The sequence below is a fragment of the Streptomyces sp. CNQ085 genome (assembly GCF_022614595.1).
Classification (GTDB): Bacteria; Actinomycetota; Actinomycetes; order Streptomycetales; family Streptomycetaceae; genus Streptomyces.
Genome location: NZ_JAJFAU010000002.1, coordinates 20,175 through 41,079, shown reverse-complemented (window position 1 = coordinate 41,079; position 20,905 = coordinate 20,175). Strand labels below are relative to the sequence as shown.

The 20,905-nt window shown below is 72.3% G+C and carries 15 protein-coding genes and 3 pseudogenes; 5 read left to right on the top strand and 13 right to left on the bottom strand.

The window, feature by feature from the left end:
• Positions 1-13: 13 nt before the first annotated feature.
• Positions 14-670, bottom strand: a complete 657-nt coding sequence (locus LJ221_RS00865) for an MBL fold metallo-hydrolase (RefSeq protein ID WP_241712797.1) — start codon at positions 668-670, stop codon at positions 14-16.
• 48 nt (positions 671-718) lie between these two features.
• Entirely contained in the window at positions 719-1,453 is a 735-nt protein-coding gene (locus LJ221_RS00860) for a maleylpyruvate isomerase family mycothiol-dependent enzyme (protein ID WP_241712795.1), read from the bottom strand.
• A 188-nt stretch (positions 1,454-1,641) separates the two neighbouring features.
• On the opposite strand from LJ221_RS00860, the pseudogene uvrA reads away from it, so the two are divergent.
• The 3 genes and pseudogenes from uvrA to LJ221_RS00845 all read left to right on the top strand — a co-directional run.
• Positions 1,642-4,473, top strand: a pseudogene (gene uvrA / locus LJ221_RS00855) (excinuclease ABC subunit UvrA); the annotation flags it as partial.
• Positions 4,474-4,511: 38 nt separating this feature from the next.
• Positions 4,512-4,943 carry a Rieske (2Fe-2S) protein gene (locus LJ221_RS00850; RefSeq protein WP_241712790.1) on the top strand — a complete coding sequence of 144 codons (432 nt, stop codon included), beginning with the start codon at positions 4,512-4,514 and terminating at the stop codon, positions 4,941-4,943.
• 407 nt (positions 4,944-5,350) lie between these two features.
• Positions 5,351-8,635: a phosphodiester glycosidase family protein gene (locus LJ221_RS00845; protein ID WP_241712894.1), complete on the top strand. Its 3,285-nt coding sequence runs from the start codon at positions 5,351-5,353 to the stop codon at positions 8,633-8,635.
• A gap of 63 nt (positions 8,636-8,698) precedes the next feature.
• Here the strand turns inward: LJ221_RS00845 and LJ221_RS00840 are convergent, their stop codons facing one another.
• The 4 genes and pseudogenes from LJ221_RS00840 to uvrB form a co-directional block, all read right to left on the bottom strand.
• Positions 8,699-9,685, bottom strand: a complete 987-nt coding sequence (locus tag LJ221_RS00840) for a TerC family protein (RefSeq protein WP_241712788.1) — start codon at positions 9,683-9,685, stop codon at positions 8,699-8,701.
• 194 nt (positions 9,686-9,879) lie between these two features.
• Positions 9,880-10,367 (bottom strand): annotated as a pseudogene (locus LJ221_RS00835) (export associated protein); the annotation flags it as partial.
• 82 nt (positions 10,368-10,449) lie between these two features.
• Positions 10,450-11,028, bottom strand: coding sequence for a TerD family protein (locus LJ221_RS00830; RefSeq protein ID WP_241712786.1), 579 nt, complete (start codon positions 11,026-11,028; stop codon positions 10,450-10,452).
• A gap of 157 nt (positions 11,029-11,185) precedes the next feature.
• Positions 11,186-13,342, bottom strand: a complete 2,157-nt coding sequence (uvrB, locus tag LJ221_RS00825) for an excinuclease ABC subunit UvrB (protein WP_247719453.1) — start codon at positions 13,340-13,342, stop codon at positions 11,186-11,188.
• Positions 13,343-13,479: 137 nt separating this feature from the next.
• Here uvrB and LJ221_RS00820 point away from each other — a divergent pair, with 137 nt between their 5' ends.
• Together LJ221_RS00820 and LJ221_RS23355 are read left to right on the top strand one after the other, a co-directional pair.
• Positions 13,480-14,481 carry a glycerophosphodiester phosphodiesterase gene (locus LJ221_RS00820; RefSeq protein ID WP_374228342.1) on the top strand — a complete coding sequence of 334 codons (1,002 nt, stop codon included), beginning with the start codon at positions 13,480-13,482 and terminating at the stop codon, positions 14,479-14,481.
• 23 nt (positions 14,482-14,504) lie between these two features.
• Positions 14,505-14,684: pseudogene (locus LJ221_RS23355) on the top strand (methylated-DNA--[protein]-cysteine S-methyltransferase); the annotation flags it as partial.
• Between the two features lie 132 nt (positions 14,685-14,816).
• On the opposite strand, the gene LJ221_RS00810 reads toward LJ221_RS23355, so the two are convergent.
• The 7 genes from LJ221_RS00810 to LJ221_RS00780 all read right to left on the bottom strand — a co-directional run bounded on the left by LJ221_RS00810 (position 14,817) and on the right by LJ221_RS00780 (position 20,840).
• The gene (locus LJ221_RS00810) at positions 14,817-15,281 is read right to left on the bottom strand and encodes a type II toxin-antitoxin system PemK/MazF family toxin (protein WP_241712782.1); all 465 of its coding nucleotides are present in this window, start codon (positions 15,279-15,281) and stop codon (positions 14,817-14,819) included.
• Positions 15,282-15,410: 129 nt separating this feature from the next.
• Positions 15,411-16,073: a S1 family peptidase gene (locus LJ221_RS00805; RefSeq protein WP_241712780.1), complete on the bottom strand. Its 663-nt coding sequence runs from the start codon at positions 16,071-16,073 to the stop codon at positions 15,411-15,413.
• A 758-nt stretch (positions 16,074-16,831) separates the two neighbouring features.
• Positions 16,832-17,506, bottom strand: coding sequence for a S1 family peptidase (locus tag LJ221_RS00800; RefSeq protein WP_241712778.1), 675 nt, complete (start codon positions 17,504-17,506; stop codon positions 16,832-16,834).
• Between the two features lie 117 nt (positions 17,507-17,623).
• Entirely contained in the window at positions 17,624-18,388 is a 765-nt protein-coding gene (locus tag LJ221_RS00795; RefSeq protein WP_374228341.1) for an HNH endonuclease family protein, read from the bottom strand.
• Positions 18,389-18,520: 132 nt separating this feature from the next.
• Positions 18,521-18,892, bottom strand: coding sequence for a tetratricopeptide repeat protein (locus LJ221_RS00790; RefSeq protein ID WP_241712776.1), 372 nt, complete (start codon positions 18,890-18,892; stop codon positions 18,521-18,523).
• A 243-nt stretch (positions 18,893-19,135) separates the two neighbouring features.
• Positions 19,136-19,741 (bottom strand): dephospho-CoA kinase, encoded by a 606-nt coding sequence (gene coaE, locus LJ221_RS00785; protein WP_241712774.1) that lies wholly within the window; start codon positions 19,739-19,741, stop codon positions 19,136-19,138.
• A 124-nt stretch (positions 19,742-19,865) separates the two neighbouring features.
• Entirely contained in the window at positions 19,866-20,840 is a 975-nt protein-coding gene (locus LJ221_RS00780; protein ID WP_241712772.1) for a PAC2 family protein, read from the bottom strand.
• Positions 20,841-20,905 lie beyond the last annotated feature (65 nt).

Below are 20,905 nucleotides of genomic sequence, written 5' to 3'. Positions count from 1 at the left end.
CGTGCGGGGCCCGTCACCAGCCGCGTTCGCGCCACCGAGCCAGGTGCGGGCGCTCGGCGCCCAGGGTGGTGTCGGCGCCGTGGCCGGGATAGACCCAGGTCTCGTCGGGAAGTTCGCCGAAGAGCTTGGCCTCCACATCGTTCAGCAGGGTGGTGAACGCCCCGGGGTCGCCGTGGGTGTTGCCGACGCCGCCGGGGAAGAGGCAGTCGCCGGTGAACAGGTGCGGATGGCCGTGGGGGTCGTCGTAGACCAGGGCGATGGAGCCCGGAGTGTGGCCCCGCAGGTGGCGGGCGGTGAGCGTGACGCGGCCGACGGTCACGGCGTCGCCGTCCTCCAGGGACACGTCGGTGGGCACCGGGATGCCCTCGGCGTCGTAGCGCCCGGCGCAGGTGCGCGCGCCGGTGGCCCGGACGACGGCGTCGAGCGCCTGCCAGTGGTCGCCGTGCCGGTGGGTGGTGACGACCGAGCCGATGCCGTCCTCGCCGATGAGGCCCAGCAGGGTGTCGGGCTCGTTGGCGGCGTCGATCATGAGCTGTTCGCCGGTGGCACGGCAGCGCAGCAGGTAGGCGTTGTTCTCCATCGGGCCGACCGCGACCTTGGAGATCACCAGGCCGGTCAGCTCGTGGACGTCCGGCGGACCGCCGACCGCGACTTTTCCTGTGTACGGCATGGGCTGTGCGGCTCCTTCCGGAAGGGGGCGCGGTCGGCGATCAGTGTGTCAGAGGGGCGGCAGCGTGGGCAGGTCCGCCGCGGAGGCGGTGAGTCCGGTGCCGTCGGTGCGGCCCGTGAGCCAGCCCACGAGCGCGGTGGGCGAGCCGGCGACGGTCACCGCCGTCTCCCCCTGCCCGGCCGCGCGGCCGGTGCGCAGGACCCGGCCGTCCTCCGCCCTCAGCTCCACGGGTTCCACACCGGGGTGCCCCGCGAACCGCCTGGCCATGTTCTCCAGCTCGCGGTCGGTGAAGGAGGCGGGCATGTCCGCCAGTCCGTACCCGATGCCGAGGTCGACGTGGTGCAGTTCGATCTCGATCCGGCGGCGGAAGGGGAGGGAGGAGGCGAGGTCGGTGACGCCGTTGCGCAGTTCGACGGTGGCGCCCCACCGCTCGCCGGCAAGCCCGGCCATCGCCTCGTCCAGGCGGGCGGCACTGGTGCTCAGGTCCTCCAGCTGGGCCGCCAGGGGGCGGGGAGCGTCGCGCTCGATGTCGGCCTCACGGGCCTCGGCGCTGGGATACATGGGCCGGTCGGCCAGTACGTCGACCAGGGCGTCGGCGTTGCGGGCGAGATGGGCCAGGACGTGGCCGCGGGTCCAGCCCGGCAGCTTCGAGGGAGCGGCCAGGGCGGTGTCGTCCAGCTTCCGGACGGCGGCCAGGAGGCGGTCGGTGGACTCCCGCAGAGCTGCGGTGTCGGCGACGGGATTGGCAGTGGGGCCGGCGGAGCCGGCGGCGGGCGCAGTCATGATCCAAAGCTATCCCCGCCACTCCTTCGGGTGAAGAAGGCAAGGAAGCCCCATAAATCGAATACATGTGCTATAGGCTCGTGATGCGCCCCGGGCACGACACCACGGCGGCGCTACCCCATACCCTTGGGCAGGGGCTCCGGGCAGGTGCCCGGCCCCTACATCCCGCACGAAAGGTGCCAATCGGCGTGGCCGACCGTCTCATCGTCCGTGGGGCTCGCGAGCACAACCTCAAGAACGTCTCGCTCGACCTCCCCCGCGACTCCCTCATCGTCTTCACCGGACTGTCGGGGTCGGGCAAGTCCTCGCTCGCCTTCGACACCATCTTCGCCGAGGGACAGCGCCGCTACGTGGAGTCGCTGTCCTCCTACGCCCGGCAGTTCCTGGGGCAGATGGACAAGCCGGACGTGGACTTCATCGAGGGCCTGTCCCCGGCGGTCTCCATCGACCAGAAGTCCACCTCCCGCAATCCCCGCTCGACGGTCGGCACCATCACGGAGGTCTACGACTACCTGCGGCTGCTGTTCGCCCGGGTCGGCAAGCCGCACTGCCCCGAGTGCGGGCGCCCGATCGCCCGGCAGTCCCCGCAGGCGATCGTGGACAAAGTGCTCTCCCTGACGGAGGGCAGCCGCTTCCAGGTCCTCTCCCCGCTGGTGCGCCAGCGCAAGGGCGAGTTCGCCGACCTCTTCGCCGAGCTGCAGACCAAGGGCTACAGCCGCGCCCGGGTGGACGGCGCCACGGTCCAGCTCTCCGACCCTCCGAAGCTGAAGAAGCAGGAGAAGCACACGATCGAGGTGGTCGTCGACCGCCTGACGGTCAAGGAGAGCGCCAAGCGGCGCCTGACCGACTCCGTCGAGACCGCGCTGGGCCTGTCCGGCGGCATGGTGATCCTCGACTTCGTCGACCTGGACGAGGACGACCCGCAGCGCGAGCGGATGTACTCCGAGCACCTGTACTGCCCCTACGACGACCTGTCGTTCGAGGAGTTGGAGCCGCGCTCGTTCTCCTTCAACTCCCCCTTCGGCGCCTGCCCGGAGTGCGGCGGTATCGGCACCCGCATGGAGGTGGATCCGGAGCTGGTCGTCCCCGACCCGGACAAGTCGCTGGACGAGGGCGCGATCCACCCCTGGTCGCACGGTCACAGCAAGGAGTACTTCGGGCGGCTGATCGGCGCCCTGGCCGACGCGCTCGGGTTCCGCACCGACATCCCCTTCGGCGGACTGCCACAGCGCGCGAGGAAGGCCCTGCTCAACGGCCACCGCACGCAGATCGAGGTCCGCTACCGCAACCGCTACGGGCGGGAGCGGTCCTACACCACGGCCTTCGAGGGCGCGGTCCCGTTCGTGCGGCGCCGGCACTCGGAGGCGGAGACGGACTCCAGCCGGGAGCGCTTCGAGGGCTACATGCGCGAGGTGCCCTGCCCCTCCTGCGAGGGCACACGGCTCAAGCCGATCGTCCTGGCCGTGACGGTGCAGGGGAGGTCGATCGCCGAGATCTCCGCGATGTCGATCAGCGAGTGCGCCGACTTCCTGAGCGCCATGGAGCTCAGCGAGCGCGAGAAGGCCATCGCCGAGCGGGTCCTGAAGGAAGTCAACGAGCGGCTGCGGTTCCTGGTCGACGTCGGTTTGGACTACCTCTCCCTCAACCGCGCCGCCGGGACGCTCTCGGGCGGCGAGGCGCAGCGCATCCGGCTGGCGACCCAGATCGGCTCCGGCCTGGTGGGCGTGCTCTACGTGCTGGACGAACCGTCCATCGGCCTGCACCAGCGCGACAACCACCGGCTGATCGAGACACTGGTGCGGCTGCGGGACATGGGCAACACCCTGATCGTCGTCGAGCACGACGAGGACACCATCAAGACCTCCGACTGGGTGGTGGACATCGGCCCGGGCGCGGGCGAACACGGCGGCGAGGTGGTGCACAGCGGCCCGCTGAAGGAGCTGCTGGCCAACGAGGCGTCGGTGACAGGGCAGTACCTGTCGGGGCGGAAGGCCATCCCGACTCCGGAGAAGCGCCGCCCGGTGGACCGCAAGCGGATGCTGACCGTCCGCGGCGCCAAGGAGAACAACCTGCGCAACATCGACGTGTCGTTCCCGCTGGGAGTGCTCACCGCGGTCACGGGCGTCTCCGGATCGGGCAAGTCCACCCTGGTCAACGACATTCTCTACACCCACCTGGCCCGCGAGCTGAACGGCGCGAAGTCGGTGCCGGGCCGGCATGTGCGGGTGGAGGGCGACGAGAACGTGGACAAGGTCGTGCACGTCGACCAGTCCCCCATCGGCCGTACCCCCCGCTCCAACCCGGCCACGTACACAGGCGTCTTCGACCATGTGCGCCGGCTGTTCGCGGAGACGACGGAGGCGAAGGTACGCGGCTACCTGCCGGGGCGCTTCTCCTTCAACGTCAAGGGCGGCCGCTGCGAGAACTGCTCCGGCGACGGCACCATCAAGATCGAGATGAACTTCCTGCCGGACGTGTACGTGCCGTGCGAGGTCTGCCACGGAGCGCGCTACAACCGGGAGACCCTGGAGGTGCACTACAAGGGCAAGTCCATCGCCGAGGTGCTGGACATGCCGATCGAGGAGGCGCTGGGGTTCTTCGAGGCGGTGCCCGCCATCGCCCGTCACCTGCGCACCCTCAACGACGTCGGCCTCGGCTACGTGCGGCTGGGCCAGCCCGCCACCACGCTCTCCGGTGGTGAGGCGCAGCGCGTGAAGCTCGCCTCGGAGCTTCAGAAGCGCTCCACCGGCCGCACGGTCTACGTCCTGGACGAGCCGACCACCGGCCTGCACTTCGAGGACATCAGCAAGCTGATCGAGGTGCTGTCCGGACTGGTGGACAAGGGCAACACGGTGATCGTCATCGAGCACAACCTCGATGTGGTCAAGACCGCGGACTGGGTGGTGGACATGGGTCCGGAGGGCGGCAGCGGCGGCGGCACGGTCGTCGCCCAGGGCGCCCCGGAGCACGTCGCGGTGGTGCCCGGGAGTCACACCGGCAAGTTCCTCCAGGACGTCCTGCCGCTGAGGCCGTGAGCGGCCGAGAGGAGAGTGCGACCATGAGCGGCGACCTCCCCGGCTCGCCCGGCCGCCGCACCGTGCTGTGCGGCGCGGCCCTCACCGGGGCCGCGGGCCTCGGTCTGACCGCATGCTCCGGCGGGGGCGGCGGGCGGGCTCCGGCGGTCCCGACCGCGCCCGTGGACCTCGGCGCGGCCGATGCCGTCCCCGTGGGCGGCGCCCGGCTGTACCGCGAGAAGAAGCTGGTGGTCTCGCAGGCATCCGAGGGCGAGTACAAGGCGTTCAGCGCCGTGTGCACCCACGCGGGCTGCGTGCTGACCTCGGTGGAGGAACTGGAGGCCGACTGCGCCTGCCACGGCAGCCTGTTCGACACCACCAGCGGCGAGGTACTGGCGGGTCCGGCGGACGCGCCGCTTCCCGCGGTCCCGGTCGAGGTCCGAGGCGGCCGACTCGTCGCCGGACCCGACGACTGACACGGCCGGAACAGCCGGGCCCGGCGGCTGAACACGTCCGGACCCGGCATTCCGGCTCGATGCGCCCCCTACGTTCCCCGTGCGTCCATTCGGTCCAGCGGAAGCACGGGGAAAACGTGTTGTTCCGGCGATGTTCGCGCACGCCCTCTGGCGCGGACCGGGCGGCCTTGCCACCCTGTGGCGCTGAACGCGCAGAAAGCGCGTGCTCCCTCGCAGTGTCCGTGGGTGATGTCGTGTCGCGAAGGTCGCAGGCCAGAAGAGTCTCCGGGCGGACCTCGGTCCCTCTCGCCGCCGTCCTCGCGTTCGGGCTGGGACTGGCGCCGCCGGTCGCCGCCGCCCCCGCCACCACCCCGGCCGCCGCTCCGGTCTCCCCTCCCCTACGCACCGGCACCGGCACCGGCACCGGCATGGAGCTGTCCCGCACTGTGCGGCCCGTGGCGCCCGGCACCACACTGACCTCGTTCGACCGGCTGGAGCCGGACAAGTGGCTGCGCGCCGACGCCCTCAGCGTCGATCTCGACGGCGGCACGCGGGTCGACTACCTGTCACCGGGCTCCGTCTCCGACCGCGCCACCGTCTCCGAACTGGCCGCCGCGCACGACCCCGGCCCCGGGCGCCGCACCATCGCCGCCTTCAACGCCGACTTCTTCGACATCAAACAGACCGGCGCCCCGCTCGGCCCGGGCCTGGACGACGGCGAGATCACCCACTCACCCGCCCCCGGCGTCCACGAGGCGGCCGGTTTCGGTGCGGACGGCGCGGGCCGCGTCCTCGGTCTGTACTTCGAGGGCGTCCTCACCCTGCCCGGCGGAACCGAGTCGCTGGCCGCCTACAACGCCGCGAACGTCCCTGCCGACGGCATCGGTGCCTACGACGCGCGGTGGGGCGCAGCCGACCGCGCCCTGGCCATGGACGGCGCGTCACAGGTCACCGAGGTCACCGTCTCCGGGGGCCGGGTCACCGGCGTGGAGGACTCCCCCGGCAGCGGCCCGGTGCCCGAGGGCACAACCGTGCTGCTCGGCCGGGACGCGGGCGCGAGGGCTCTGGCCGCGCTGGCTCCGGGAGATCCGGTGAGCTGGGAGTACGGGCTGCGTACCGACGGCGGCGAGACGCCCCGCACCGCGGTCGGCGGACGCGGCGTGCTGGTCGAGGACGGCGAGCCGCGGAACTGGGACGGGCAGCCCAACAACACCGCCGCTCCCCGCACCGCCGTGGGCTTCTCCCGGGACGGCTCCACGATGCACGTGCTGACCGTGGACGGCCGCCAGGCCGCGTCCGGCGGCGTCACCCTCACCGAACTCGCCGTGATGATGGACGGGCTGGGCGCCCACAACGCGCTCAACCTCGACGGCGGCGGCTCCTCGACGCTGATCGTCCGCGAGCCCGGCTCGGACGCCCCGCGGGTGGAGAACAGCCCCTCCGACGGCTTTGAGCGGGAGGTCCCCAACGGGCTGGCCGTCACCGCCCCCGACGGCAGCGGGAACCTGGAGGGCTTCTGGGTGGAGACGGCCGCGGAGCCGGCCGAGGCCCCTTCGGCGGACAACGTCCCCGACGGCCACCCGGAGCGGGTCTTCCCCGGTCTGACCCGCGCGCTCACCGCCGCAGGCCACGACGAGACGTACGGCCCGGCGGACGGGCCGGCGGACGGGCCGGCGGAGCGTCGTCCGGCGGATGCGGCGCCCCACTGGCACAGCTCCCGCCCCGAGGTCGGCCGGGTGGACCGCGACGGCGTCTTCCACGCCCGCGCGACGGGAACGGCCGAGGCCGTCGCTCGCCGCGGCCACGCCCGCGGCTCCGCCGCTCTGACGGTGCTGGGCCCATTGCGGCGGATCGCCCCGACCCGGGAGCGGGTCGGGCTCCCCGGGCCCGGTGCCAAGGCCCCCTTCGGCTTCACCGGCTTCGACGCCGAGGGGCGCAGCGCCCCCATCGCCCCCTCGGACGTGGCGCTCGACTACGACCGCTCGCTCTTGCGCATCGCCCCCGATCCCCCGCGCGGCGGCTTCACCGTCACCGCCACCGGCGGCGGCGGGTCCGCCTCCGGGCTGGTCCGGGCCACCGTCGCGGGGAAGAAGACGGTCCTGGCCGTCACCATCGGCCTGACGGACCGCGACGTGGCGCGCTTCGACGATGCCGGACGGTGGACCTTCAGCGCCGCACGCGCCTCCGGCTCCCTGTCCGCCGACCTCGCCGGGCACGAGGGCGCCGGACTGCGGATGGAGTACGACTTCACGCGGTCCACCGCGACCCGCGCCGCCTACGCCAACCCCCCGGAGCGGATCCCCGTCACCGGCCAGCCGCAGAGCTTCACCCTGTGGCTGAAGGGCGACGGCCACGGCGCATGGCCCTCGCTCCACCTCACCGACGCCGAGGGGACCTCGCAGATACTGCGCGGCCCGCACGTCACCTGGACCGGCTGGCGACGAATCATCTTCGAGGTGCCCGAGAGCGTCACCCATCCGCTGAAGGTCCGGCGGTTCTATCTGGCCGAGACCCGGCCCGGCGAGCTCTACCGCGGAGAGGTCGTCCTGGACGGACTGACGGCCCGGACCCCGCCGGACGTCGACCTGCCCGCCGCCGGACCCCACCGGGACCCGCTGATCTCGACGGCCGCGGACACGGCCGGGCGCGACTGGCGGTTCGCGGTGGTCTCCGACGCCCAGTTCGTCGCCCGCGATCCGGGCGGCGAAGCGGTGCGCATGGCCCGGCGCACCCTGCGGGAGGTGCGGGCGGCCCGGCCCGACTTCGCCGTGGTGAACGGCGACTGGGTGGACGAGGGCTCGCCCGAGGACCTCGCCTTCGCCCGCCGGGTGCTCGAGGAGGAACTGGGGGAGGAGGTGCCCTGGTACTACGTGCCGGGCAACCACGAGGTGATGGGCGGTTCCATCGGGAACTTCCGCGCGGAGTTCGGCGACACCCACCGTTCCTTCGACCACGAGGGCACGCGCCTGATCACCCTCGACACCTCCTCGCTGACCCTGCGCGGCGGCGGCTGGGAGCAGATCCTGGCGCTGCGCGAGCGCCTGGACTCCGCCGCGCAGGACGACGCGATCGGCTCGGTCGTGGTACTGGCCCACGTACCGCCGCGCGATCCGACCCCGCAGCGGGGCAGCCGGCTGACCGACCGGCTGGAGGCGGACCTCCTGGAGGACTGGCTCGGCGGCTTCCGCCGCCGCACCGGCAAGGGAGCGGTGTTCGTCGGGGCGCATGCCGGCGTCTTCCACTCCTCCCGGGTGGACGGTGTGCCGTACCTGGTCAACGGCAACGCGGGCAAGGCGCCGGCCGCGCCCGCCGGTGAGGGCGGCTTCAGCGGCTGGTCCCTGGTCGGGATCGACAAGGGCTCCGGCCAGGACTGGATCTCGGTCCAAACGCGCCCCCATGTGGACGGACTCTCCCTTACCGCGCCCGGGACCGTGCCGGTCGGCGGTGCACCGGCGAGGGTGTCCGCAGCGGTCGTCCAGGGCGGCGGGAGCGCGACGCGCACGGTGCCGGTGGGCTGGCCGCTGAGCGCGGACTGGACCGGTTCGCGGGGCCTGTGCACCAAGGCTGCGGGGCGGGCGCGGGCCCGGGCGGGCTGTGTCGCCCTCCTCGACCCGGTGGCGGGCACCCTGACGGGGCTGCGACCGGGGACGGTGACCGTGGCGGTGGCCGTGAGCGGCGAGCGGCGGGAGCGGCGGGTCGTGGTGGTGCGCTGATGCGCGGCGGCGGTAGGGCCGGGCGCGGGGCCCGGCCGTACCGCCGCTTCGGGACGTACCGGGTCAGCCGCGCGGCGCGGCCTGCTCCTCCTCGCGCCCCAGTTTCCGGGAGGCGCGCAGGCTGGTGATCGTGGTGACGACCAGAACACCGCAGATGACGGCCAGCGACACCGGGGTGGAGATCTCCGGGACGTGCACGCCCTGCTCGTGGAGGGCGTGCAGCACCAGCTTGACGCCGATGAAGCCGAGGATGATCGACAACCCGTAGGACAGGTGCACCAGCTTCTTGAGGAGTCCGCCGATGAGGAAGTAGAGCTGGCGCAGGCCCATCAGGGCGAAGGCGTTGGCGGTGAAGACGATGTACGGGTCCTGGGTCAGACCGAAGATCGCCGGGATGGAGTCCAGGGCGAACAGCAGGTCCGTGCTGCCGATGGCCAGCATGACGATCAGCATCGGCGTCATCAGCCGCCTGCCGTTCTCGACGACGAACAGCTTGGTGCCGTGGTACCGGGAGGTGGAGGGGAAGCGCCGCTCGACCAGCTTCAGCAGGCGGTTCTCCTCGTACGCCTCCTCCTCGTGGCCCTGCTCCTCGGCGCGGGCCTCGCGCACCAGCTTCCAGGCCGTCCAGATGAGGAAGCCGCCGAAGATGAAGAAGACCCAGGAGAAGGTGGAGATCAGCGCGGCACCGGCCGCGATGAAGATCGCGCGCATCACCAGGGCCATGAGCACACCGACCATCAGCACGCGCTGCTGGTAGATGGTGGGCACCGCGAACTTCGCCATGATCAGGACGAAGACGAAGAGGTTGTCGACGCTGAGCGACTTCTCGGTGATGTAGCCCGCGGCGAACTCGCCCGCCGCCCGGCTCTCGCCGACGGCGTACAGACCCGCGCCGAACAGGATCGCCAGGACGACCCAGACGATCGTCCAGGTGCCGGCCTCCTTCATGGAGACCTCGTGCGGCTTGCGTCCGCCGATGAAGAAGTCGACGGCGATGAGGGCGCACAGACCGACGATCGTCAGCACCCAGGTGGTCGTGGAAACATCCATGCAGGAATCCTCCGGCTCCGGTTGCCGGAGGTCTCCTCCGCCCGGGGCACGATGGCCCGCGGGCCGGCGCCCCGGGGCCGGTCACACCCGGCCCGTACTGACGGGAACGCCGCATACGGGAGTACTCCCCTCCGCTCGAGGAAGAGTAAAGCAGCGCCAAGAAAAGGCAAAGCGAAGGGTGCGGACCTGCTCTGTCAGCGCCCGTGCCGCGGGCGGGCCTGGGCCACCCGCCCCGGTATCCGGGAGAGGGTCCGGCTGCCCGGGGGCGGCGGAGGCGGCTCGTACGTCCACGCGTGAGCGACCCGGAGATCGGCGAGGTGATCGTCGGGTACGGGGATGACACTCAGCGGCGAACGCCACAGCGGGTCGGGCACGGGGCCGTACTCCCCTCCCGCGTCTCCTCCCGGTCGGCGACCATCATCAGATGTACCCCGACGGAGGGCCCTTCGTCCGCGAGGTAGCGCAGCCGGGTGACGGCACGGTCGTCGAAGCCGTGGATGATCGGGCAACTGCCCGGCGGTGTTCACGTCCGGCGGGAGCGCGTCGTCGGCACGGGTGCGCACCGCCATCTGTACCGGGTCGACGCGGCGGGTCGGTCCGGCGCCGCCGGGGCGACGCCCTGCGGACCCGTGGCGGGCGGCTCGCGCGCCGCGCCGGACTCCGCCCCCGGACCATTTCCGCCGCCGTCGCCGCGTCCCCTCCCGCGTGTGTTCCGCTGTGCTCCGTCCCGGCCCGGCCCGGTCCTCCCGCGGCCTCGCCGCGCCCTACAGGAGGGGTGTGATCGAGGGCATCAGGTCCTGGAAGGTGCGGCCGTTGGCCTCAGTGCCCAGGGCGGTCATCTGCCAGCCCTCGCCCTGGCGGTGGACCTTGGCCATGATCTGCGCGGTGTGCCGGCCGCCGCCGGTGAGGGTGTAGCGCGCCAGCTCCTGACCGTTGGTTTCGTCCACCAGCCGGCAGAAGGCGTTCTGCACCTCGGCGAAAGTCTGGCCGGTGAAGGAGTTCACGGTGAAGACGATCTGGTCGATATGGGCCGGAACCCGCTGGAGGTCCACCAGGATCGCCTCGTCGTCGCCTCCCTGCCCGGCGCCGCCGACGAGGTTGTCACCGGTGTGCCGCACGGAGCCGTCGTCGCTCACCAGGTGGCGGAAGAAGACGACGTCCACCGGCTGCTGACCGGCGAAGAGCACCGCCGAGGCGTCCAGGTCGATCTCCTGGGTGCGCCGGCCGAACAGTCCGCGGCGGGGGGCCGCCTGCCAGCCGAGCCCCATCCGCACCGCGGTCAGGGTGCCCCCGTCGGACTTCTGCAGGCTGACCGCCTGTCCCTTGGACAAGTTGACCGTCACGTGCGTTCCCCTCTTTCCAGCCGTTGCGATCGGCCGCCGTCCGGGGCGACCGCCACGAACCCTACGCACCGCCGTCGGCGGCGAGGACGGGGCGGCCGGGCTTTGTGTCGTTCCTGCAACACTTCCCCCTGCCCCGCCGCCCCGTGGCGCCCTCGTCTCACCGCAGGCCCGCCTCCCGCATCTGCCGCAGCTCCTTCTTCAGCTCGCCGACCTCGTCACGCAGCCGGGCGGCCACCTCGAACTTCAGCTCGGCCGCCGCGGCCCGCATGCGCTCGGTCATCTCCTCGATGAGTTCGGCGAGTTCCGTGGCGGGCCGGTCGGTGGGACCGTCGGCCCCCCGGCTCCCGCCTCCTCCGCCCCGCGCACCGTCGCCGTTTCCGCCGGCCGCACGGCCGAGGTCGGGCACCGGGGCCTTGGCCCGGCGCTCCTCTCCCGCACCCGGTTTGCGGTAGCCGCTGTCCAGCAGTTCCCGGGTGTCGACCTCCTCGCGCGCGATCGTCGCCACGATGTCGCCGATCCTCTTGCGCAGGGGCTGCGGGTCGATGCCGTTCGCCTCGTTGTAGGCGATCTGCTTGGCCCGGCGACGGTTGGTCTCGTCGATGGCCCTGGCCATCGACGGGGTGATCTTGTCGGCGTACATGTGCACCTGGCCCGAGACGTTGCGCGCCGCGCGGCCGATGGTCTGGATCAGGGAGGTGCCCGAACGCAGGAAGCCCTCCTTGTCGGCGTCGAGGATGGCCACCAGCGAGACCTCCGGCAGATCCAGTCCCTCGCGCAGCAGGTTGATGCCGACCAGCACGTCGTACTCGCCGGCGCGCAGCTCGCGCAGCAGCTCCACCCGGCGCAGCGTGTCCACGTCGCTGTGCAGGTAGCGGACCTGGATGCCCAGTTCCAGGAAGTAGTCGGTCAGGTCCTCGGCCATCTTCTTGGTCAGCGTGGTGACCAGGACGCGCTCGTCCTTCTCGGTGCGGGTGCGGATCTCGTGCACCAGGTCGTCGATCTGGCCCTCGGTGGGCTTGACCACGACCTCCGGATCGACCAGGCCGGTGGGGCGGATGATCTGCTCCACCACTTTGTCGGAACGCGACAGCTCGTACTGCCCCGGGGTCGCCGAGAGATAGACCGTCTGCCCGATGCGCTCCTGGAACTCCTCCCACTTCAGTGGCCGGTTGTCCATCGCGGACGGCAGCCGGAAACCGTGGTCGACCAGGGTCCGCTTCCGCGAGGCGTCGCCCTCGTACATGGCGCCGATCTGCGGGACGGTGACATGGGACTCGTCGATGACCAGCAGGAAGTCGTCGGGGAAGTAGTCGAGCAGAGTGTGCGGCGCCGAGCCCTTCTCACGGCCGTCGATGTGCAGCGAGTAGTTCTCGATGCCGGAGCAGGTGCCGATCTGCCGCATCATCTCGATGTCGTAGGTCGTCCGCATCCGCAGCCGCTGCGCCTCCAGCAGCTTGCCCTGCTTCTCCATGCGGACGAGGGTCTCCTCCAGTTCCGCCTCGATCCCCGCGACGGCCCGCTCCATGCGCTCGGGGCCCGCGACGTAGTGGGAGGCGGGGAAGACGAACAGCTCCCGGTCCTCGGAGACGACCTCGCCGGTGAGCGGATGGAGCGTGGAGAGGGCCTCGATCTCGTCACCGAACATCTCGATGCGGACGGCCAGCTCCTCGTACACCGGGAAGATCTCGACCGTGTCGCCGCGCACCCGGAAGGTGCCCCGGGTGAACGCCATGTCGTTGCGGGTGTACTGGATGTCGACGAAGCGGCGCAGCAGCGTGTCCCGGTCGATCTCCTCCCCGACCTTCAGCGACACCATCCGGTCGGCGTACTCCTGCGGCGTGCCCAGGCCGTAGATGCACGAGACGGAGGCGACCACGACGACGTCGCGCCGGGTGAGCAGCGAGTTCGTCGCACTGTGGCGCAGCCGCTCGACCTCCTCGTTGATGGAGGAGTCCTTCTCGATGTAGGTGTCCGTCTGCGGGACGTACGCCTCGGGCTGGTAGTAGTCGTAGTACGACACGAAGTACTCGACGGCGTTGTTGGGCAGGAGCTCACGGAACTCGTTGGCGAGCTGGGCGGCGAGCGTCTTGTTCGGCGCCATCACCAGAGTCGGCCGCTGGAGCCTCTCGATCATCCACGCGGTGGTCGCCGACTTGCCGGTGCCGGTCGCGCCCAGCAGGACGATGTCCTTCTCGCCGGCCGTGACGCGCCCGGCCAGCTCGTCGATGGCCGCCGGCTGGTCGCCGCTGGGCTGGTAGGGGCTGACGACCTCGAAGGGCGCCGTCCTGCGTTCGATCTGGGTCTGGGGCCGCATGTCCCCCACGTTACGTCCCTCCACCGACATCGGTGGTGGTGTGTGATTCCCGGCCGTACGGCCGCCGGCGGGGACTTTCCGTGAAGCGTTCAGGTTCTGTCCACTCCCCGCCCATGTAACCGGCCGCCGATGCCGGAATGCTTCTGGGACCAGCGCACCGAAGACGTGAGGAGTCCCCCGTGTCCCTGCGCCCCGCTGCCATCGTCACCGGTTCACTCGCCGGCCTCTGCGCGCTCGTCCTGTCCGCCGCCTCCGCCCAGTCCGCTCCCCGGGCCGAACCGGAGGACACCCCGCGGGCCGCCGCTCCGGCGGCGCAGCCCCCCGTCCCGGTCGCGCACCGCGGGGCCTCCGGCTACGCGCCCGAGAACACCCTGGCCGCCGTCGACGCCGCCCGCGCCCTGGGCGTCACGTGGGTGGAGAACGACGTGCAGCGCACCAGGGACGGCGAACTCGTCGTGATGCACGACGCCACTCTGAGCCGCACCACCGATGTCGAGGAGGTCTTCCCCGGCCGCGCGCCCTGGAGAGTCGCGGACTTCACCGCCGCCGAGATCGCCCGGCTGGACGCGGGAAGCTGGTTCGACCCGCTGTACGCCGGCGAGCGGGTGCCCACCCTGGAGCAGTACCTGCGGCATCTGGACCGCACCGGCCAGAACCTGCTGCTGGAGATCAAGCGGCCCGAGCTCTACCCGGGCATCGAGGCCGACATCCTGGGCGAGCTGCGCGGCGAGGGCTGGCTGGACCAGCGGCACGTACGGAGCAGGCTGGTCATCCAGAGCTTCGGGGCCGACTCGGTGCGGGCCGTGCACGATCAGGCGCCGGCCGTCAGAACCGGCTTCCTGGGCACCCCCGCCGTCGGCGAACTGCCGCGGTACGCGCGGTTCAGCGACCAGATCAACCCGCCCCACACCACCCTGACCGAGGAGTACGTACGGCAGGTCCACGCGCTCAAGGGTCCCCACGGCAAGCCGCTGGAGGTCTTCACCTGGACGGTGAACAGCGCGGAGGCGGCCCGCCGGGTCGCCGCCATGGGCGTGGACGGGATCATCTCCAACTACCCGGACGTCGTCCGGGACGGCGTGGAGGAGACAGCGCCGGAAGAGGCCCGGGAGGCGGGGCTCCCCTCCTCCGCCTCCTGACCGCCCCGCAGCCCGCCCCGCCGCGGGATCCCGGCGCCTCCGTGCCGTACGGCACGGAGGCGGCCACCAGGGCCCTGGCCGACCGCGTCGGTGAGCCGGGCACGGCCCGCGCTGTGGGTGCCGCCATGGGGTCCAACCCGCTGCCGATCGTGGTTCCGTGCCACCGGGCGGTGGAGAGCGGCGGCGGGCTGGAGACCAAGCGGGCGTGGCGACCCCGCGACCACCACCCGGCGCACGCCGTCCCACGGCTCCGGCCCCTGCCGGGCCGGGTCGGTGAAGATCCACCGGCAGTACTGTGGGTCGGTCGTGCCGTATCGGGCCAGTATGCGCCCGGGTCAGCGCCAGCCGTACCGCCGCTGGAGGCTGTGCACGACCCGGTTGAACCTCGCCCTGTCCAGTGCGCACGCCTCGCGCCGCATGCCCTGCGGGTGAACACGCAGCACCCGGTCCAGGTCCACCCACGAGTCCCGCCCGGAGCGGTCCCAGGGGCCGGAGCCCAGCGGTACCCAGTCGTGCTCGCCGTCCCGCCGTCTGCTGGAGAGCTGGACGGCGAGCAGGGTGCCGGCCGCTTCACGCGCCACCACCAGAACGGGCCGGTCCTTGCCCCGTCCGTCCATCTCCTCGTACGGCACCCAGGTCCAGACGATCTCTCCGGGGTCGGGGTCGCCGTCCGGGTCGGGCTCGTAGGCCGTCCGCACGGCGCCCACCTCGTCCGCCCGCGCCTGTGTCGTCGCGGCCGGCCCCCCGTTCCCCGGGACGTCCCCGGGCCCGCCGGCCGCCCCCGCCTCTTCCTCAGCCACGGAGGCAGGATACCGGCACCGCTCCCGGCCGACGCGGCGTAAGTCCCGTGCGTCCGGACAGGCCCCGGGGCCAGGGGCTCCCGCCCGGACGGGATGCCCCGAGCCGCTCCTCCCGGTGGACCACCGGCCTCAGTACAGATTCAGCCCGTACGCGGCCAGGACCGGGAGGACGGGCTGGTAGTACGTGACGCCGCCGAAGTCGCAGCTACCGCTGCCACTCACGATGATGCCGAGGATCCTGGTGTTCGAGAACCCGAGGGTACCTCTGTCGAAATAATCCGAGCAGACGTTCGAGACGAACAGTCCGTCAACGGGGCCGCCTCCGTAGTCGATCGTGATGCCGACCGCGGTGACCCGGCCGCACCGGGGCCCGGTGGCCGAGCCCTGATGGCAGATGTTCCGGCCGACCGAGGGGCTGGAGACTCCCGTGAACCCCGTCCCGCCCGGGTAGGACAGCGAGGTGTTGGTGTAACGAATGATCCCGTAGTCGTCACCGGGGAAGCTCCTGGCCTCGGTGGTGCCGACCGGCACGGTCCACGCCGCGTCGGCGTACCAGGTGGAGGCCGTCGCCCCCATGCAGTGCCCCAGGACGAGCCCGTAGTACTCGCTGCCCCCGCGGGCGTTGAGGGACACCCTGCAGCGGTGGCCGTCGCTGCTGTACAGCAGGCTGCCGCTGCCCACGGTGGTCGAAGCCGGCGCGGGTGCGGCGGAGGCCGCGGGAGCGCCGAGGAGCACGGCGGCGAGGAGCGCCAGTAACGCCAGAACGGTCGGGGGTACGGACGGACGTCTCATGATTCCTCCCGATGGGACGGCACCGGCAGGTATTGCCGGTGCCCCGATTCTGAGGGGAACCGGCCCTTCGCACCAGACCGTCCGATCGGCCGGGCCGAACATGGCGCCTCGGCACGGCCGGCGGATTCCGGGGAGCACACGCCCGTGCGCAGCGCCCCCTCCGCCTCCGGGAACTTCGCCTCCGGGAACACTGTCCGGCAGACCACCTCCCCCGGCATGCCCCTGCGGACCCGGCAGTCGTTCCGGTACGTGGTGGACGGCGAGGGTCTCGTGACCGTGCGTCCCGGCGAGCCTCTTCCGGGCGGCCACGTGTCGGCCGACGCGGTCCGCCGGCACGGCGGAAGTCCCGCACTCCGCTCGGCCGGTGCGCGGGTCCCCACCCGGCGCGCCCGGAGGCGGGCCGGGGCCGATACGGTGTGAGGGTGTCGCCTTCCCCTCGTTCCCCGTCCCGATCCCCGCACCGGCTCTGCCGTCTCAACGGACTTCTCCACCGGCGCCCCCTCCGGACGCGGTGCCGTCCGGCTGCCGGGAGGGAACACACCGGACGCCCGCGGTCCGGAACCGCGGCCGGGCGGATGGTCGTCTGCCCGCGGCTGTGCGGTCACCTGCCGCCGCCCGCGACCCGCTGACCCGTCCGCGCACACCGCCCGCCCGCGGCGTCGTCCGCGCGGACGACGGTCTCCTGCGAGAAGGCCGGCCGGTTCGCCCCCGGCCGGTTGCCTGCCGGTGTACGACGGTCACGGCCGCGTCCGAGGGCTTCAGTAGAGAGTCAGCCCGTGCGCGGCCAGGATCTGGGTGACGGGCTGGTAGTACGTGACGCCGCCGAAGGCGCAGTTGCCGCTGCCACCCACGATGATGCCGAGGGCCGTGGTGCCAGAGAAGGCGGGGCCTCCTTCGTCGCCCACCTCCGAGCAGGCGTTGGATCTGAACAGCCCGTGGAGAGTGCCGCCGGGGTGGTTGACCGTGACGTTGACCGCGTTGACCGTGCCGCAGCGCAGCCCGCTGACCCGGCCCATGTGGCAGACGGACTGGCCCACGCGGGGAGAGGCGGCCCCGGTGATGTCCCGGGCGGCCCCGCCGCCCAGACTCACCTCTCCGGGGTAGGCCAGCAAAGTGTTGGTGTAGCGGATGACCCCGTAGGTGTCACCGGGGAAGCTCCCGGCCCCGGTGGTGCCGACCGGTACGGTCCGCGCCGCGTCGGCGTACCAGGTGGCGGCCGTCGCCCCCATGCAGTGGCCCGCGAGAATGCCATGGTACTCACTACCGCGGCGGGCGTTGAAGGCCACCACGCAGTAACGGCCCCGGTCGTCGTACAGTACGTCGCCGCCGCGCACGGCGGTCGGCGCCGCCGAAGCGGTGGGGGCGCCCAGGAGCACGGTGGCCAAGGCCGCCAGTAACGCCAGGACGGTCGTGGGGACGGGCGGGCGTCTCATGGTTCCTCCCGGTGGGGACGGTGCCGGTGGGTGCTGTCGGGTACACCCTCATGCTGGGGAAAACCGGCCCTCTCCGCCAGACCGCCCGCCACGGCCCCCCTTCCCGCGCCGCGGGCCTCAGCCCCCGCACTGCCGCAGCATCGTCTCCTTGTCCGCGGCCGTCACCGGCATCTCGTACTCCAGGGCCACCTGCGCGAAGCGCACCGCGTAGGCGCAGCGGACCGGCTTGTTCGGCGGCAGCCAGGAGGCCGGACCGGAGTCACCCTTGACCGAGTTGGCGCGGCCCTCGACCGGCAGCAGGTTCAGCGGGTCGTTGGCGAGCCGCTCGCGCTTGTCCTCCGGCCAGCGCGCGGCGCCCATCTGCCAGGCGTACGACAGCGGCACCACATGGTCGATCTGCACCTCGGCGGCGTCCTGCTTCCTCCAGGCGATCTCCTTGCCCGTGTACGGGTCGGCCAGCGTCATGGCGATGACCACGCAGTCGGAGCCGGAGCGGAATCGCAGCTCCTCGCCGTCGCGGGCGAGGAGGTCGTTGCGAGTGTCGCAGCCGTTGCGCGCCAGCGGCACTCCATCGGCGGTGTCCATCCAGGCGTAGCCGAACTCGTCGCGGTTGTAGCCCGTCCTGGGCCCGCGCCCCTTGGTCGCCAGCTCCGACACGATCTCGCGGGCCCTCTCACGGCCCTGTGCGGAGGAGACCGGCGCCAGTCCCGGATCGGTGCCCTCCTCGTTCTCCAGCGGGCTGACGGCACGTCCGGCGGACGGTCCGGACTCCGGCCCCGGGGACGGGACTTCGAGGTCGACCGACTCACAGCCCGTCAGGAACAGGGCGGCGCCCAGCGCGAGAACGGAGGCGGAGACCGGGCGGAGGGTTGATATCGGCACGGGCTGTCCAGGGTCGGGGCGGGTGTGGGCGGTGGGCCCGGCGCTGTGGACGGAGCCGGGCCCACCGCCCATTCTTCCCCGGCGCCCGGGGCGGCATCCGACTGCCCTCCCCCGGCGGGCGGAGGACGGCGGTCAGGCGGCGCGGTCGCCGAAGCGGGCCGCCTCCCAGAAGTCCGGCCGGGGGTCCAGCGCCGCCGCCAGGCGGAAGTGGCGCAGCGCCTCCTCGTCGCGGCCCGCGCGCTCCAGGGTGCGACCGAGGGCGAAGTGCGCGAAGGAGTTGTCCGGCTCGCGCTCCAGAACGACCTGGAACTCCTCCTCGGCGGCGCGCAGCTGGGCGCTGAGGAAGAAAGCACGGGCGCGCAGCAAGCGGACGGACGTCTTCTCCGGGAAGGCCGTGACGACGGACTCCAGGAGCTTCAGCGCGCCCCTGGGATCGCGGGCGGCCAGCAACTGCTCCGCGGCGCGGTACTGGATGACATGGGTCTCGGGCGTGGTCTCGGGCACGTCGACGCCTCCTCGACCGGGATCGGCCGCGTCGTGCTGACCGCGGGATCACGGGTTCTTCGGGGTACGGGGGTTGTTCCGGGACGTTACGGGACGTCCGAGGACACCCGTGGGACGTCCTGGTGTACCGCCACGGCAACGCGCCGCCGCACGGGCGTATTCCCTGCCGCCCTGGTACTGGGATTCTTCCCGGAGCGGGAGGCGGCCAAGCACGGCGCCACGGCCGCGGGACGCCCACCCCCCTCAGGCGCGCCCGCCGGCGCGCTCCCTCAGCCGCCGCCAGACCTCGGCGACCCGGGGCTCCAGCTTCTCCAGGGGGCCGTCATTGTCGATGACGACATCCGCGACCGCCAGCCGCTCCTCGCGCGTCGCCTGGGCGGCCATCCGGCCGCGGGCGTCGGCCTCCTCCATGCCGCGCAGCCGCACCAGCCGGTCGAGCTGGGTGGCCGGGGAGGCGTCGACGACGACCACCAGGTCGTACAGGGGCGCGAGACCGTTCTCCGTCAGCAGCGGCACGTCGTGGACGACCACCGCGTCCTCGCCGGCGGCGCGCTGGAGTTCGGCCGAGCGCGCCCCGACCAGAGGATGGACGATCGCGTTGAGCGCCTTCAGCCTCTCCGGGTCGTTGAAGACGATCGAGCCGAGCCGGGGCCGGTCCAGGGTGCCGTCCGGGGCGAGGACCTCCTCGCCGAACTCGGCGACCACCGCGGCCAGCCCCTCGGTGCCCGGCTCGACGACCTCACGGGCGATCCGGTCGGCGTCGACGATCACGGCACCACACGTGCCGAGCAGCCGCGAGACCTCGCTCTTGCCCGCGCCGATCCCGCCCGTCAGCCCCACGGAGAGCATGGCCGCGCCTCCACATGTGTCCGTGCCCGCGCCACGCCCCGCGCCGGACGGCGGGGCCGTGTGCCGCGCGCGGGATCGTCCGCGGCGGCTGCCGCCAGCCTATCCGAGCGCGGGCGGGGCCCGGTCAGGGCCGGGAGCCTCCCGCGTCGTCGGCGCCTCCGTCCCCGCTCTCGCGCTCGGCCAGGAAACGTTCGAAGACCTCTCCCAGCTCCTCCGCCGAGGGCAGTTCGGCGGGCTCGGCGACCAGGCTGCCACGTGTCTCGGCCCCGGCCACGGCGTCGTACTGCTGTTCCAGCCCGCGGACGACCGCGATCAGCTCACCGTCCCCCTCCGCGAGCTGCCGCTCGATCTCCTCCTGTACGCGGTGCGCGTCCTTGCGCAACGCCCGGGTGGTCTCCGGCAGCACCAGTCCGGTGGCCGCGGTGATCGAATCGATCACGGTCAGCGCGGCGTCGGGGTAGGTGGAGCGGGCCACGTAGTGCGGGACGTGCGCGGCGAAACCCAGTACGTCGTGGCCGGACTCGGCCAGCCGCAGTTCCAGCAGCGAGGCGGCGCTGCCGGGGACCTGCGCCTCGTCGAAGGGGGTGTCCCGTACGGGGGTGAGGTCGAGGCGGTTGCCGTGCGGGGTGAGGCCGACGGGACGGGTGTGGGGCACCCCCATGGGGATGCCGTGGAAGCCGACGGACAGCCGCACACCGAGCCGCTCGACGATCTCGAGTACGGCGGCCGTGAACCGCTCCCACTCGACGTCCGGCTCGGGGCCCGCCAGCAGCAGGAAGGGGGTGCCGGTGTCGTCCCGCAGGAGCCGCAGCTCCAGCCGGGGGGTGTCGTAGGACGCCCAGTGGTCGCGCCGGAAGGTCATCACCGGGCGGCGGGCGCGGTAGTCGATGAGACGGTCCGCGTCGAAGCGGGCGACGGTCGTGCGCGGGCCGTGGTCCAGCAGTGCCTCGACGATCTGCCCGCCTGTCTCGCCGGCGTCTATGAAGCCCTCGAAGTGGTAGAGCATGACGAGCCCGGCGCCGCCCGGCTCGCCGACGACCTCCTGGGCCTCCGTCAGGCCGGTCGGATCCCATGCGTACAAACCCTGCGGGTCCAGCACTTTCGTCGCTCCTCCGTGTCGCTTCCGTCTGTCGGCAACATTCACAGCCTCATGCGCATTCCCCC